Below are 16,184 nucleotides of genomic sequence, written 5' to 3' on the forward strand. Positions count from 1 at the left end.
TGCCAAATGCCAAAGCTCAAAACGTCACTCGTCACTGGTCATTGGTTAAGTTGGGGAAATATAGCCCCCTTTTACCAGTGACAAATGACTATTGACTAATGACCCCTACTTTTGTCATTTGGAACTTACGTAAACCCCTCTGTGGTTGTTTTTCACGAAAGTTTTTACATTACCCTCTCCGAGCCAGGATTTTCTCCGGCCAGCCTCCCCTCTTCCAGGGTATATGAGCGACCGATGAATGCGGACAGGGAGGCGAATGAGGCAGCGCTTGTGGAGGCGACCAGCAGGGAGCTGCCCATCTCCTGCAGGCATTTTCCCGCATAGGATATAAGCAGGGTCTGTCCTTCTGTAGAAAGGGTATCGATTATTCTGTCCAATAGTATCAGGATAGGTTTTTTGGCCAGCTCCCGGGCGCATACTGCCCGTTTAAATATCTCCGCATTAACCTCTGTGGGATGCAGGTCTTTATAATCATTGACCTGGAAATAGGTTAAGAGTCTTTCCCCTTCTTCCCAGACATCATGCAGTGATCTGTTTTCGTAGTAGGCCCATCCCAGGGATACGTTTTGTAATAAGGTGAGATTGCTTATCAGGGCCGTATCCTCGGCTACGTAAGCAATCTTTCGGCGCAGGGAAAGAAGGTCTATTTCCCTGTCAAAAGGTACGGGTATCCCATCCAGATAGATTTCTCCCTGCGTTGGTTTCAGCAAAGTGGCGCATATTTGGAGCAACTCAGCGCCGGACAGGCCGGTTGGGTCACAGAGACCGATCCCTTCGCCATATTGTACGGCTAGGTTAACCCCCTGCAGTATATTTTTCCCGTTATCTTTATACCATACATTATTTATGTGGAGGCGAATTGCGTCCATTTTCCAATCACAGGTAAAAAAAGGTGGATATGAGGACGTTCAGGACAAAACAATACACCAGACATTGTACAGCGGCCCGGGCGGTGACCTGTGGCACTTCAGTGATAGCCTTTTTAGCCAGACCGCCCTGGTAAGTACAGACCAGAGAGATAATGAGGCCGAAGAAAAGGGCCTTAACAAAGCCTATAATGACATCAAACCCTGTAATAGCCCGATAGAATGAAGGAAGTAAGACAGAAAATGGCGTTCCTGTGAATATCCAGGCGAATAAGTATCCCCCGGTAATAGCTACAGCGTCAAACCAGACAAAAAGGCAGATGATAGCCAGTATTACTCCCAAGACACGGGGCAGAACCACAAGGTGCAGAGGGTCTATTCCCAGCATACGGAGCGCGCGCATTTCTTTAAGGACATGCATATAACCTATCTCTACCGACATGGACATCCCGGACCGGAGTATGACGACCAGCGTGGTCATCAGCGGCCCAATTTCCCGTATAACTACGGCTACAAGTAATGTGCCCAGGAACTCTTCACTCCCGACCCTGGTCAGTTGGCCCAGGGATTGAACGATAACCAAAAAGCCGAAAATAAGGGCCACGAGGCTTATGATGCCTAGAGACTGAACCCCTGTAAAATATATTTGTTGTATGACAGTCTGCCTGACAAGGCGTCGCCCTATCTTACGTTCTTTGAAAAAAATATAGATGAGGCGTGTGAGAAGGCCCACAACATTGCTTAAATGCCGGATCCTTTCTACTGTACTGCGGCCAAGGCAGCCAAGGAGCCACCCGGGAGATAATCCGGATATGTTGCCTTGATACCCGCCCATTCGTTTTATGCCCTGATGCCCTTTTCTGACAGCATTTTTTCCGCAAATCCCAGGATAAAATCCCTTTGTGCCTTACTGGCATATTGGATGCAGTCGCAGCGAAGAGTCTGCTTGCTGCGTATGAGAAACTCGAATTTTACGCAATCCTCGCAAACCTCAATAGAGAAACAAAACGGCTTGCAATTTCCGTGAGTGTATTGTGTCTCAACCAATAGGTCATCCGGGAGGTCAACCCAGAACAGACCTTCTACAGAAGACAATTGGGCATGTTCACGAAGGTATTCCACAATCTGTTCGATTTGTCCTTTATCCAGTTCATCAATCAGATATTGCCGCACTGATACTCCTTTTCTTAGCTGTCAGCACTCTTAATTTCAAAGTTGAAATCTGAAATTTGAGTTCTCTTTTTTGCTGACTGCTGATTGCTGAGAGCCGATAGCCGCTCATTATTTCTCTTCCTTCATGAAGGCCTTTACATGTTCGGCCATTTTCTTTAGATTTTGATCTACCCGCCCGAAGACAGTTCCCTCGTCATAGGTCCCGTCTTCTTTCCGCTTGCCGGCTTCGATGCCGGTAAGGATCTCGATGCCTTCTTCCACTGTGGAAATGGGATAAATATAGAATTTGCCCTCCCCGACTGCATCCACCACGTCTTTTCGCAGCATCAAATCCTTTAGATTTCGTTCCGGAATAATTACCCCCTGTTTGCCGGTCAGGCCCAGGGCCTTGCAAACTTCATAAAAACCTTCGACTTTTCGTGTAACTCCGCCGACGGGCAAGATTTCCCCTTTTTGGCTTACTGCCCCGGTGACGGCTATGCCTTGATAGATCGGAACATCCGCCAGGCTGGACAGCAAGGCAAAGAGTTCTGCCCCGGATGCGGAGTCGCCTTCGACCAGGCCATAGCTTTGTTCAAAACAAAGCGTGGCAGATAAAGTCAATGGTTTGTCATGGGCAAATTTTTCTTTAAGGTATCCTCCGAGGATCATAACCCCTTTGGTATGGATACGCCCGCTCAGCTCGGCCTCGCGGTCAATGGTTACTACACCTTCCTTACCGATGGAGACGTTAGCGGTAATACGGGTCGGCCTTCCGAACGTATAATCGCCGAGGTCATATACTGAAAGTCCGTTTACTTGCCCGCTTATGCGGCCGTCAGTCTGGATTTTTATGGTTCCTTTGGCTATGGCTTCTTGTATTTTTTCTTCATAGAGATTGGAGCGGTATCTCTTCTCAGCGATGGCTTTTTCGACGTGGTCAGCCGTGATATACTCTTTTTTATCTTCAGTGGCCCAGAAGTGGGCTTCCTTGACTATGTCATAGATTTCCGCGAGTTCCAGGGTCAGTTTGTTCTTATCGCCGGACAGTTCTGAGCTGTATTCGACGAGGCGGGCCACGCCGGTCTTATGCAGGGGCCTGAGATTTTGTTTATAAACCATGGTCTTTAAGCAGCTTATAAACTGCTCCAGCTTGGCTGGTTTATTGTCCATTTCCACATCAAGATGCGCTTTGACCTTGAACAACTCTCTGAATGTCTCGTCATAATTGTAAAGTAAGTAGTAGATATATGGATCACCGATGAGGATGGTTTTTACCCGCAGCGGGACAGGTTCCGGCTTGAGGGTCTTGGTTGTGATGTAACCAAATTGTTCGGCGAGGCCCTCGATGCGTATTTCCTTATTTTTTATAGTCCTTTTCAGCGCCTCATAGGAAAAAAACCACTTCAAAAGATCCAGCACCTTGATAATTAAATACCCTCCATTGGCCTGGTGCAGGGCGCCGGGCTTGATCATAGTAAAGTCGGTGAAAAGGGCGCCGAATTGGGCCTTGTACTCTATGGTCCCAAAGAGGTTTGGATAGTTGGGATTGGTGCAATAGACCACCGGGGCCCCTTTAAGTTTCGAATTATCTATGAGCACATTGACCTCATAGCGCGTAAATGACGGGGCGGGAGAAGCTATTGGGAACGGCCCGGCAGGCGCGGCCTTTTGTTTAAAGTCATCTATATGCTTAATCACGTCATCCTGTACATCTTGCAGGTAGGTGACTACGGCCGGATGCGATCTGTATTTTTCTTTGAGGTCATCGATAAAATGGCCTACGGCCTGGAGAGTTACGTCTCTATCTAACCCCTTTAACTCGGCGCGAAATTCCTTTTCCATCTGTTGTATCTTGTGAGCGGCAATGTTCATCTCTTTTTGCAGGGCCTCGCTTTTAGCCCGGAGCCTGGCCCTCTGCTCGTCAGAAAGGGCCTTGATATCCTCCTGCGCGAGGGGTGTCCCATCTTCTTTGGCCGGGATGACCATCATACCGCCTTGATCTACATTCAGGGCAAACCCTTCCTGCCTGGCTCGTTCTTCCAGTTCTTCAAAGATTTTTGCCCGGCGGGCGTTAAATCCCTTAACAATCTCTTCTTTGCGCGTCAGATAGTATTCACTTCCGAAGACCTCTGGTATCTGCATCTTGAGATTTTCGATGAGTTCTTCCATATCCTTCTGAAATTCTCTGCCCTCGCCCACTGGAAGTTCTATAGCTATTGGCTTGTCCGGTTCCTTGAAATTATGCACATAACAACAATCGGGAGGCACATCCTGTTTGTCGGCTATATCTTCCAGAAAGGATTTGACGATATAGCTCATGCCCGTATTCGGAGCGCCGGCCATATAAACATTATATTCCAGGTCTGACATCTTAATGCCGAACTTCAGGGCATTAACCGCGCGTTCCTGGCCTATAACGCCATTTTTCAGGGTAAGTACTTCGTCTGTGGTGGTAAACCCAAGGGTCTCCGGATCACAGGTCCTTCTCAACTCGGAGATAGATGCTTCTTTGAATTTTTTCGCCATAAGCCGTTCCATGTGAGAGAATTAGTCTGTCAGGATGCTTTACTCTACATGAAAAACGATGCGGTTGGCAAGTGAAAACGTTTTCCCTGAACACCGGCAAGACATCATTTGCGGCGTTGCCTTCAGTCGCTCCTCCTTGCGACGTAGTGCTCCATACGCCTCAGTTGTCGCTCCTCGGCGCCTTGCATCTAATATCTTGCCGGTGTTCAGGGATGCTCCATAATCTGCTGATTTTAATCTTGATAGCTGAATTATACGGCGGATTTGAGTTTTATATCAGCGGATAGCGGGTAGCGTATAGCGGATAGAGAATGGAGGGAGGGCGGTCTTTTGACTACCACTTTTTGTTCCATAGGTCCGTAAAATACTTGACCTGGCAGCTGTGCTCTACAGACGAAAGAACCACAAATGCCTCATCGACCGTGTTTCCCCGGGCAAAGACGCCGTGTCCTCTGACCAGAACGGCCTTGTGATCGCACAGGGCCGCGGCTGCGCTTTGGGCCAGCCCTCTGGACCCCACGCCTCCCTGAACAATAGGTATTTCGTGGAGTAGATAAACGCTTTCTGAATCCTCGGGACGCAGCTCGGTTCCGGCTGGATATAAGAGAGACAGGACTACAGCGAATTCAGAGTGGCCATGTAAGATAGCGAGGGCCGAGGTTCCCTTGTAGATATCCCTGTGGACGACCAGTTCTGTTGAGGCTATCATATCCAGTGAAGATGGCCCGGAAAGGGAGACCTCCACGATCTGGCCTTCCAGTTCGTCAAGCATGCTCCCGGTCGTGCTTATCAGGATCCGGTCCCCGATACGCTTACTGACGTTGCCGAAATGCGAATGTGCCAGCCTTTGGGCGACCATTTTCTTTCCGTATTTGATTAACTCTTCCATGTCCAGGACAATCCTTACGGCCTCAAAAAGTCCATCTGCGCGCGGCTACAGGTTCATCAATTCTAAGTCCTTGAGCTTATAGTCTCCGGGCACACCTTCGTCGGTCCATCCTCTATGCCGGTAGTATTCTGTTAAGGCTTTATCATAATGAACTCGGTCGATATGTTCCACCGAGGCGTTCTCTAAGCCCGTCTTTTCACCTGAAAATCCCCCTGTGTCCCCCTTTTCCAAAGGGGGAATAAGATGTACCCCCCCTTTACTAAAGGGGGGTGAGGGGGGATTATTTTCATCGTCCTTTGTGTAGCCATGCGACATGTGTGTTTCATAAAAGCGGTCGGGCAGGAAATCGTCATCTTTTGTAAATCCTTCCCGGATATTATAAAGTCTTTCCAGATTCCATATCCGTTCGCCGATCTTATTGAGATCGTCTGCCGCGAAAGTTCCGCCGGTTACGGCAGTCAGTATATTGGCATATTCTTCCTGTCCGGCCCCTAAGTAAGCAAACTTACATACTACCAGGGAATCTACAGTGGCAAAAGTGTCTTGAAATATGGCCAAGTAAGAAGGCTTGCCTGTGAAGGTGCGCGGCTCAATAGCTTTGGGCTTACGCAGTGCTTCCGGGGCAACCATATAGGCTCCCAGGTGACATGCGCCCCGGTTGGATGTCCCGTAGGCCAGCGCTAGGCCGTAGGCCCTACGCGGGTCGTAAGCCGGAAGTTCTAATCCTTTAATAGTCATCGATGCCTCTTTACGGTTTTGCGACCGGACATAGCGCAGTGAACCTTCACCCAGGGCCGCCCCTGACCCTCTGGCCTCGCCTATGTCCTTGACAAGATCGCAGATCTCAGCCGGTTCAAGTTTCACGCCCCTTATCTCCGCATAGCAGGCCAGGGTAGCGCCAACGCTGATGGTGTCCAGGCCGTAGTCATTGCAGATCTGGTTAACTTCGACAATAGATGGCAGGGCGCTGTTTTCGTTATTGGGGCCGAACATGCCTAAAGTTTCATATTCCGGCAGAGGGATATGGGCTTGCGTCTCCTTTTTACAGGCCACAGGACAGGCAAGGCAGGCCCTGCTCTTTGGTTTGTATAGTTCCCACAGGATTTCGGCTGCTAGGGCATCAACCTCCGGGAACAGGCCTTTCCTGAAATTGGCTACGGGCAGGAGGCCGGCCCAATTAATTACTTTGATAAGACTGGGCGTGCCAAGAAGGGATAGGTTTTTCAAAACCGGGCTGGCCGCAATGATTTTGTTCAGGTTTTCCTGGCGGATTTTAAATTCTTCCGGATTAGCTACTTTGACTCTCCCTGCCCCGGTAAGGGCGATGGCTTTAAGCCCTTTCGCGCCCATTACGGCGCCTAGTCCACCCCGACCAAAGGCGTGGGATCGGTTGTGCATTATAGAGGCCAGACGGATCTTTTTCTCTCCGGCTATGCCGATGCAGAGGACTGCTTTGTACCCCTTTAGGTGGTCAAAGACTTGTCCGGTATTTTTCCCCCAGAGTTCCCCTGCATTTTTCAGGGCAGGCCGGTCGCCTCCAATTTCGAGGAGAAGTGGTTCTGGCGAGGCGCCATCTATGATTATTGCGTCATAGCCCGTTTTTTTTACGTGCACGCCAAATGTGCCGCCAACGTTACTGTAACAGATGGCGCCCGTTAATGGTGATTTGGATACAGCCGTGGCCCGGCCGGAGGCCAGCGCCCCGGTGCCGGTGAGGGGACCGGTAGCAAAAACCAGGAGATTGTCCGGGGATAAAGGTTCGACCTGACCACGGTCATAGACCCATTTTACGCCCAGACCGCGTCCGCCCAGATAGAGTTCCCTTTCCCGCGAATCGAGGCGTTCCTCATCTATAGTCCTGTGAGTCAGATTGACCCTCAATATTTTACCTGTCCAGCCAAACATAGGTGTACGATAGCTACTATATTGTTCAAGGGAAGTCAAATCCAAAACTATTTGGAGAGAAGGTAACACAGGGGGCAGTTTTGATTTTACAATATATTGTCCTTGACACAGAAGTTATCGAGGCCATACAATATTTACGCTAAATTTTCTTAAATATTATGATGAGGTATGCTATAAGAGCAGTATATGGGTGACGGTCGTTTCAGATGTTTGTTCGCAATACCAGCCTTTTTACATACTTATAGGCAACGTCATCGGTCATCGGTTAAGTATGATGAATTCGTAAAAAAGCCTTTTCACCGCTGAGCACGCAGAGTCCGCAGAGAAAAATATAAACCATTCAATATATTATCTCAGCGTTCTCCGCGATCTCTGCGGTAAAATTTTACTTTTACCGGTGACAAATGACTATTGACTGATGACATTTACTATAGATATGGTGATCCGCGATGCGGAAGCTTTTGCTAATCGATGACGAAGAAGGCGTAAGAAACATTTTAGGACTTTCTTTAAGGAATGACGGGTATAATGTTTTGTTGGCCGGAGATGGTCGGAAGGGCCTGGAACTGTTGAAGGACGAGCAGCCGGATATAGTCCTGACCGATATAAAAATGCCCGGTATGGATGGCATCGAAGTTTTAAAGAAGGTTAAAGAAATCAAGCCGGAAACAGAGGTTATAGTTATTACCGGCCATGGAGATATGAGCTTGGCTATCAAGTCTCTCCAATTGGACGCCTCTGACTTTATAACCAAGCCGGTGAGTGACGAGGCGCTTTCCATTGCCCTGGTCCGGGCTGAGAACAGACTGGAAGTGAGGGCCAGACTCCGGGAATATACCAATAACATGGAGAATCTGGTCAGGGAAAAGACCGGGGAGCTTGAGAAGACTTACAAAGGCATGGAGGCATTCTATAATATCTATCAACATATCAGCGACAAGACCTCTTTAAAAGAGGTTCTTGATTTTATAATTGGTAAGGTAGGCGAGTTCATTAATTATCGGCACGTACAACCCCTGATCTTTAACGGACGGAAGGATGGTTTTGTTGTTATTGAAGGCTATAAGCCGGCAGGATTTGAAATGGAAACTACCGGGGTAATGGAGCTGGCCTCTGTAGTCGAGCCGATAACGCTCAAAGAAACCCAGCTTGATAGCCTGTGCGTTAAAGGGTTGGATAGTCTGCCCGGGGTGCTCATCCCCATCGCGAAGCATGGCGATGTTATCGGTGGTATCGTGATTTATAGTCGTGAGGCCATTTCAGAGAAAGATGTCAGGTTCGTATGTCTTATGGTTTCACAGGCAGCGGGGACGGTCCGCCGGATTGTTTTACAGGACGAAAAGCTGCGGGACTTGCGTAACAAGATCGCAAGGTTTTCAAGATATGGTGAGCTTATCGGTAAGGACCATAAGATGCAGCAGATTTATGACCTCATCGGGGACGTGGCGCCCACTAACGTGACTGTTCTCATTCAGGGAGAAAGTGGCACCGGCAAGGAATTGGTAGCCAGGGCTATTCATATGAACAGCCTGCGCAAAGATAAACACTTTGTAGCGGTCAATTGTTCTTCTTATCCCCTTACCCTGCTGGAAAGTGAGCTTTTTGGCCATGAAAGGGGCGCTTTTACCGGCGCCGTGCGCCGGAGGCTGGGATGTTTTGAGCGGGCCCATGGCGGTACGATTTTTCTGGATGAAATAGGAGAGATCCCGCCGGTCTTTCAGGTCAAGCTTTTACGGGTCCTTGAGACCCAGGAATTTCAGAGGCTAGGGGGCGAGGAGCCCATTAAGGTGGATATAAGGATTGTTGTGGCTACTAACAAGGAACTGCGGAAGGAGGTAGAGAAGGGTGCATTCAGAGAAGACCTCTATTATCGCCTCAATATCATCCCCATAAGTTTGCCTCCTTTGCGCACCAGAAAGAACGATATTCCCCTCCTGGCCGGACATTTCCTGGCCAAGTTGAATGCCGGCCAGGGGGAAAAGGTTATGGGTATTACACCGGAGGCCATGCGGATATTGATGGACTATCATTGGCCGGGCAATGTCCGGGAACTGGAAAACACTATCGAACACGCCTTTATATTGACCAAAGGAGAGTTTATCACGGAAGAAAGCCTCCCAGCTTACTTGCGGGTTGGCCTGGATAAAGGGAAAGATGCAAGTTCCTTTGAAGAAAATGAACTGAGATTTCTTACCAGGATGTTGGAGCAATACCAGTGGAATAAATTCCAGGTGGCTAAGAAGTTAAATATCAGCCGTAGCACCCTTTATGCCAAGCTCAAAAAATACCATATAGAATGTTCCGGATTTACAGTTAACAAAGGTTAATGTAGATTGAATAAAAGGCACGAGCGGTCCTTGTCCATCATGGCCCGCCTGTTTTCCAACTGAAAGGCCATCGTTTCTATGTCCTTCTGGGCAATGTTAAGGCACAGACTTATACCGGAAAGTTTAAGGGCCAAGACTATACTTGGCGTCGGGATAATTTTGCTTACAGTCCTGGGTGCTTTCAACTATCTTGCCATAGTTACCCAGGTTAAACGTCTGACGGATGAGAATAGAAAGATGGCCCTGGAGATAAGTAACACCGTCATAAAGGGGATAGAGTATCCCATGCTTGAGGGCGATATGGATAAAGTCCAGGCCATATTGGAGAGGCTGGGTACCCTGGAAGATTTGAAGGTGGTTCATCTCTGTGATGACAACGGTATTATCAGGCATAACGGGACAGCCCGTTATGATGTCGGGAGGAAGGCCATTTCTCAGATTACCTTCGAGGCCCTGCGCATCGGCAAGGTGGCACACGGGTTGGAAAAACACCATTTTGATTCTGGTAGTGTAGAAATATTACGTTATGCCATCCCTATTCATAATGAAAAGGCGTGCTATAAGTGTCATGGGTCTGAAAAGCATATCCTGGGGGTGCTATCAGTCGGATTTAGCCGGGACCCGATTCGCAAGATGCTGGCCTCTGTGCGTGGCCAGAATCTATTCCTGGCCGTGGTCTCGCTGTCGGTAGTTGTTTTTTTCCTGACCCTGTGGCTCAATAGATACATTGTCCGGCCTCTGGCCCGGTTGACCGGGTTAGCGGATGAGATCAGCCGGGGCAAATATGTCCCTGGAAGTGGAAAATTCCCGAGGCGGGTCGTTCATTGCTGGGAAATGTTGAATTGCGATAAAAGGGATTGTCCCGCATATGCACGAAACGGCATACCCTGCTGGTATGTTCCTGATACACTGTGCTTTGGCGAGCCATCGGGAAAATTTCCTGAAAAGCTACAACAGTGCGCAGAATGTCTTGTTTATAAGCGTCATAAAGGAGATGAAATAGTAAAGCTTCAGGACGCCTTTCGACACATGCTCCATAAGTTGAGCGCTTATGAGAAAGACCTTCGGGTGTCCGAGGAAAAATACAGACTCTTGTTTAATGCCAATCCTGACCCTATTTTTATTATAGACAGGGATAATTTCCGGATACTGGACGTTAACGAGAGGACTTTAGAGCGTTATGGTTACTCAAGGGAAGAATTATTAGAGATGTCTTTTGACAATCTGGGCCATAAACCAACAGGAGAGGTTATATCGGGGTTCAAAGAGCTATCGCCCAGCGGCGAATGCGGATTCTTTACGAAGAAAAGGCACACACATAAAGATGGGCGCTCATTTTATGTGAATATTACCGTTTGTCCGGCAAGATACATGGGGATAGACGCATTGATTGTAGCGACGACCGATATTACGGAAAGCGTGGAAAAAGAGGCCCAGCTCATCCAGGCCGGCAAGATGACTACTATCGGCACCATGGCCTCCGGTATTGCCCATGAATTGAATCAGCCGTTAAACGTACTCAAGATCGGGAGCGATTTCCTTTTGAAAATGATCAGGCGGGGTGAAAAGATCGATATCGAAGAGTTGAAGACTGTGGCCGGGGAAATCAGCGGTCATGTGGACCGGGCGTCCGGGATTATTAATCATTTGCGGGAGTTTTCCAGGGTATCTACCCCGATGCGGGCGTTAATGGATATTAATAAACCGATTCAGGACGTGTTTAAGGTATTGGGTCAGCAACTAAGACTGCATCAAGTAGAGATTAAGCTTGACCTGTACAAAGACTTGCCTCTAATAATGGCCGACCATAACAGATTGGAACAGGTTTTCATCAACATGGTGACTAATGCGCTGGATGCCATAGATGAGAAGCTTGAAAAGATGGGGCCAGGGGCCGGGGCGATGTCTATAACTATAAAGTCATTTCTGGAAGATGGATGGGTTGTAGTTGTGGTATCCGATACCGGGATAGGGATTCCCGATAATATTAAGGACAAGATATTTGAGCCGTTTTTTACCACTAAAGAGGTGGGCAGGGGCACGGGACTGGGCATGTCCATTAGTTATGGAATTGTCCGTGATTACGGGGGAACCATAGATGTAAAGAGTGAAGCAGGTCTCGGCACAACTTTTGAATTGAGATTCCCCGTCCATAATCAGACATCGGAGAATTAAGGTGTCAACACTGCTGCTGATTGATGACGAAGAAGGCATAAGGAAGGTTTTATCCCTTTCATTAAGGAAAGACGGGTATCAGGTGCTAACGGCGGAAAATGGCGGGAAAGGTCTGGAATCGTTCCGTCGTAATCTCCCGCGGGTTGTTTTGACCGATATAAAGATGCCCGGCATGGATGGCATTGAGGTCCTGAAAATAATCAAGCAGATCGAACCTGATACGGAAGTGATAGTTATTACGGGACATGGTGAGCTGGAATTAGCCATCCAGGCCCTCCAGCTTGGGGCTTCTGATTTTATTACCAAACCGGTAAGCGATGAGGCCCTTTCCATTGCCCTTAAAAGGGCCGAGCAGAAGCTGGAGATGAAACGGAGGCTCAAAGAGTATACCCATGACCTGGAAAGTATGGTAAAAGCGGCCACAGATGAGTTGAGGCGGAGATACGAATTTGAGGATAAGCTTATCCAGGCATCGATTGATGGCATAGTGGCTACCAACGAGAAGGGCAGTGTACTAATTTTCAACGAGGGGGCCTCAAGAATATTCGGTTATTCCCGCCTGGAGGCCATAAGGGGAATGGATATAGAGGACCTTTATCCGGCAGAAATCGCTCGGGAGATCAAAGAAGGATTATATGGCAGAAAATACGGAGAAGAACATATTTTCAGGTGGAAAGAAATAAATGTCAAGGTTAAAGATGGTCAGGAGATGCCGGTAAGGTTTTCCGGCGCTATACTGTACGAAAAAGAGGAGGTAGTGGGCAGCGTCGGCTTTTTACAGGATCTAAAAGAGATTAAACGGTTGGAGCAGGACCTGATCGAGTCGGAAAGGCTGGCTGCAATAGGCCAGACCGTGGCCGGCCTGGCCCATTGCGTTAAGAATATCTTATACGGGCTTAAAGGGGGGGTTTATGTGGTAAATACCGCCTTTAAGAGTAATAACCCTGAACAGCTAAAGACCGGCTGGGATATGGTTAACCGTAATATCGGCAAGGTCTCTGATCTGGTTATGGATTTGCTCAATTATTCCAAAGAACGCGAACCCGACTACCAGAGATGTTTTCTGAATACCATTGCCGGTGACGTCTGTGACCTTATGGATCTGGCGGCTCAAGAGGTCGGCGTAAAAATAATTCGTAATTTTGATCAGGCTATTGGAGAGGTAGCTTTAGATCCAAAGGGAATACACCGCTGTGTGCTCAATTTGGTCTCCAACGCCATTGACGCCTGTCATTTCGATCTTGACAGGAAAAAGGATTGCGTTGTAGAAGTAAAGACAGCCCTTGAGGATAAGGATACAGTGGTGATTGAGGTCTCTGACAATGGCTGTGGTATGGATGAGGAGGTCAAGAACAAGATTTTTACCTCTTTTTTTAGTACCAAGAGTGGCGCAGGCACCGGATTAGGACTGCTTGTGACACAGAAGATAATCAAGGAACACGGTGGAACCATCACTGTAGAATCGGAGCCTGGGAAAGGGTCAACTTTTGCTATTCGCCTTCCGTTGAGAGAAAATTTCTAATGTATGGAGGCTGGAGGATAGAGTCTTTAAAAAACACAGGAGGATATATTATGGGGAAAAAGGTGCTTGTTGTAGATGATGATGCTGATGTGAGGACATTTGTTACCACTGTTGTTGAGACAAACGGCTATACGCCTATTGTGGCGACAAATGGTGAAGAGGCGATGGCCAAGGTAAGGGGAGATAAACCGGATTTGATCGTTTTGGATGTCCTAATGCCGCGGGAGAGCGGGATCAGGATGTATCGTGAATTGAAAACAGACGATGCGTTAAAGACCATTCCGGTAGTTATCTTATCCGGGATTGCCAAACGAACCTTCCTCCGCTCTCAGGCCGCGCTGACAGAGTTCGGTGGACAGGCCGTGCCTGAGCCGGTGGCCTATCTGGAAAAGCCGACGGAGCCGGAAGAACTGGCGGGGACAATAAAAAAGATATTAGGGTAGAAGGTTATTATTTTTTAGAGGGGGCCCGGACACTCAATCATAGAGTATCCGGGCCTTTTTATGTTATTATGGAACGAGGAGGGTGGGTAAATCCAATCTTTCTGCTGCTTCGTGTGAGACACTGCCTAACCACCTTGCTCTCCAGGCGCCTTTTCCGGTTGTCCCGGTGACGATCATAGTGGCGTCAAGCTCGCGGGCCGCGGTTTCTATTTGGTCCACGACTTTTCCTACGTAAAGGTGGGTATCGGCCTCAATTTTGGCCCCTTCAAGGGTCAGGCGAACCTCTTCCAGCCGCTTTTTGCTTTCCTTCTCTATCTTTTGCAGCTCTGTCTTAGAGCGCCCTTCCATATCTTTTTCGGTCAGGATATGTATAATCTCTGCTTTCTTTATTATGTTTTTTAGCCCCAGGAGGTATTCTATCGCCCTGGCACAGGGGGCAGACCAGTCTGTGGCCATGAGGGGCTTCTCGAAGGGGGCCTTGTTGATCTTGCCGTCTTTGGTCATGTATTTATGGACCAGGACAGGGACAGTGGTCCTCCGGAGAAGCTCCAGAGTCTGGGAGTCTATATAGAGCCCCTTCATCTTGGCCTTTTTGTGGCGACCGGTGACAACAAGATCTACTTTTTCGACCTCTGCCGTGGATAATATCTTGGGGACCGGATCACCCACTACGACGTAGGCGCCGCATTCCATGCCCATTTCAAACAGGCTTTCCGCCCAATTTATAAACCGGACATTGGCCATTTCTTTGAGTTTTAGTTCTTCACTCTTAAGATAGCCGGTTCCCCGGCGCATGGCCACCTTTTCTCTCTCTATTACATGTAAAAATACTACGTGATTAAGACCCACCTTGCGAAGATCCATCAGCGACTGAAGGGCATCAAACCACAATTCCTCAAAGTCGGTTACGAAGAGTAGCTTCTTAATTTGCATATTCACACATCCTCCCCTGTAAAGATGAAAAACGTTTTGCATTTTGGCCTACAAACAAGCCGCTTGTCAAGATTTATGTTTATGTTTTCTAAAAATATTTTCGTGCACTGCGTAACTCGATGGTTCGCACCTTGATTTTGATGAATTCGTAAAAATCGTAATTTCCCTCGCCCGGCGAGGGAGAGGGAAATTACGAGACCATCATTTTTGGTATTGAGATGGCTCTCTGGGATAAAGGATACATACTGTACAATAAAAACACAGATTACTGTACGATATTTATACAGTAATTTAGTATTTAAAATACAAGAATTATCCAAATAAGGAAAATTATGGTGTATTAAAATTGTACACTAATGTCTGAAGGGTTTATTAGTTCTCAACATCACAATTAACAAGTTTTTGTTAAGAATAACGGCAGGATGAAATAATGGGCTGAGTTGTATCCTGGGTTAGGCATAGAAGTTGCTGTATTTAACAACGCGAGATTAAGCTTAAATTATTTTTATCGGCAGATAGGGGGCCAAACTTAAATATTTACTTTGGCCATGGCGGGGTACAACTGGATGATATGGCGCTTAGGGTTATGCTATGAGCCAGAATTCGGAGGATTAATGTGGCGTTAGAGAGATTGCTTTATGCAACAAACCTTGGCGAACCCAAGAGTAGTTTATTGGAGTCGCTGCTGGAGACCACAAAGGTGGGGCTGCGAGAGGTGGTGTTCCTCCATGCCGGAGGAAAAATTATGGCCGAACGCTATTCCCAGGAGTGGCAACTGCGGTTGTCCGGCTCGGGGGCTAAGGTTTGGGCCCATGGGGAAGAAGGGAATCTTGTCGCTTCCATTTTAAGAGCGGCCGCTGGTAATAGTTTTTCGCTTGTGGCGGCAGAGTTTAGCAGTGATGGCACAAGAGCGGTTTCCAGGCGTGACAGCAGTCGCCTCGTTAAGGGATTGACCGTACCCGTTTTGATAGCCAGGCGAGTGAGGGAAATGGCGCGGCCTCCGGCTGCGGGGGTCTTTGAACACCTGGTTTTTGCCACTGACTGGTCGCCGGCCTCAGAGCGGGCGGCCTCTTTTATCCAGGGACTTAACGGCCTGGCAAAGGAAATGGATATCGTGAATGTTATTCAAAAGAAGCTGACCGTGGGTGAGATGCGGGGGCTTAAGAAAAAACTCCAGGACACACGCCGGATGTTTTCTTCTCAGGGGATAGATGCGGAATTTCATATCTACGCCGGCCGGACGGCTGAGGAGATTATGCTGGCGGCACGGGATTATCATGCCACGCTGATCGTCATGGGAAACAGCCGGAAGGCCGCTGTACGGAAGATCTTCCCGGGCCGGACGGTATATAAGGTAGCGGAGGAAACGACGATACCGGCATTATTTATTCCTTAGATTTAACCACAGACAGAGCATAGCGCTATATTCTCCGTGATTAGGTT

Annotated in this window: 12 protein-coding genes; 5 read left to right on the plus strand and 7 right to left on the minus strand. The window is 48.2% G+C overall.

Annotated elements, in window-relative coordinates:
* Window positions 1-164: 164 nt before the first annotated feature.
* The 6 genes from PHT49_06130 to PHT49_06155 all read right to left on the minus strand — a co-directional run bounded on the left by PHT49_06130 (window position 165) and on the right by PHT49_06155 (window position 7,386).
* Window positions 165-869, minus strand: a complete 705-nt coding sequence (locus PHT49_06130; protein MDD5451457.1) for an ATP-binding cassette domain-containing protein — start codon at window positions 867-869, stop codon at window positions 165-167.
* A 7-nt stretch (window positions 870-876) separates the two neighbouring features.
* A complete protein-coding gene (locus tag PHT49_06135) occupies window positions 877-1,701 on the minus strand; it encodes an ABC transporter permease (GenBank protein MDD5451458.1) in 825 nt (274 codons plus the stop codon).
* A 5-nt stretch (window positions 1,702-1,706) separates the two neighbouring features.
* On the minus strand, window positions 1,707-2,039 hold the full coding sequence (locus PHT49_06140) for a hypothetical protein (GenBank protein ID MDD5451459.1): 333 nt from the start codon (window positions 2,037-2,039) through the stop codon (window positions 1,707-1,709).
* Window positions 2,040-2,147: 108 nt separating this feature from the next.
* On the minus strand, window positions 2,148-4,547 hold the full coding sequence (locus PHT49_06145; protein MDD5451460.1) for an AAA family ATPase: 2,400 nt from the start codon (window positions 4,545-4,547) through the stop codon (window positions 2,148-2,150).
* Between the two features lie 334 nt (window positions 4,548-4,881).
* The gene (locus tag PHT49_06150; protein ID MDD5451461.1) at window positions 4,882-5,436 is read right to left on the minus strand and encodes an aldolase; all 555 of its coding nucleotides are present in this window, start codon (window positions 5,434-5,436) and stop codon (window positions 4,882-4,884) included.
* A gap of 45 nt (window positions 5,437-5,481) precedes the next feature.
* Complete coding sequence (locus tag PHT49_06155) at window positions 5,482-7,386, minus strand: aldehyde ferredoxin oxidoreductase family protein (protein ID MDD5451462.1); 1,905 nt, start codon at window positions 7,384-7,386, stop codon at window positions 5,482-5,484.
* A gap of 404 nt (window positions 7,387-7,790) precedes the next feature.
* Here PHT49_06155 and PHT49_06160 point away from each other — a divergent pair, with 404 nt between their 5' ends.
* From PHT49_06160 to PHT49_06175, 4 genes are all read left to right on the plus strand, one after another.
* Entirely contained in the window at window positions 7,791-9,668 is a 1,878-nt protein-coding gene (locus tag PHT49_06160) for a sigma-54 dependent transcriptional regulator (GenBank protein MDD5451463.1), read from the plus strand.
* Between the two features lie 93 nt (window positions 9,669-9,761).
* Window positions 9,762-11,843 carry an ATP-binding protein gene (locus tag PHT49_06165; protein ID MDD5451464.1) on the plus strand — a complete coding sequence of 694 codons (2,082 nt, stop codon included), beginning with the start codon at window positions 9,762-9,764 and terminating at the stop codon, window positions 11,841-11,843.
* Window position 11,844: 1 nt separating this feature from the next.
* A complete protein-coding gene (locus PHT49_06170; protein MDD5451465.1) occupies window positions 11,845-13,365 on the plus strand; it encodes a response regulator in 1,521 nt (506 codons plus the stop codon).
* Between the two features lie 50 nt (window positions 13,366-13,415).
* A complete protein-coding gene (locus tag PHT49_06175) occupies window positions 13,416-13,808 on the plus strand; it encodes a response regulator (protein MDD5451466.1) in 393 nt (130 codons plus the stop codon).
* Window positions 13,809-13,874: 66 nt separating this feature from the next.
* Here PHT49_06175 and PHT49_06180 read toward each other — a convergent pair whose 3' ends face one another.
* Window positions 13,875-14,741, minus strand: a complete 867-nt coding sequence (locus PHT49_06180; GenBank protein ID MDD5451467.1) for a universal stress protein — start codon at window positions 14,739-14,741, stop codon at window positions 13,875-13,877.
* A 616-nt stretch (window positions 14,742-15,357) separates the two neighbouring features.
* On the opposite strand from PHT49_06180, the gene PHT49_06185 reads away from it, so the two are divergent.
* Complete coding sequence (locus tag PHT49_06185) at window positions 15,358-16,137, plus strand: universal stress protein (protein MDD5451468.1); 780 nt, start codon at window positions 15,358-15,360, stop codon at window positions 16,135-16,137.
* Window positions 16,138-16,184 lie beyond the last annotated feature (47 nt).

This window comes from Desulfovibrionales bacterium, from assembly GCA_028715605.1.
In the GTDB taxonomy this organism is placed as follows: Bacteria; Desulfobacterota; QYQD01; order QYQD01; family QYQD01; genus QYQD01.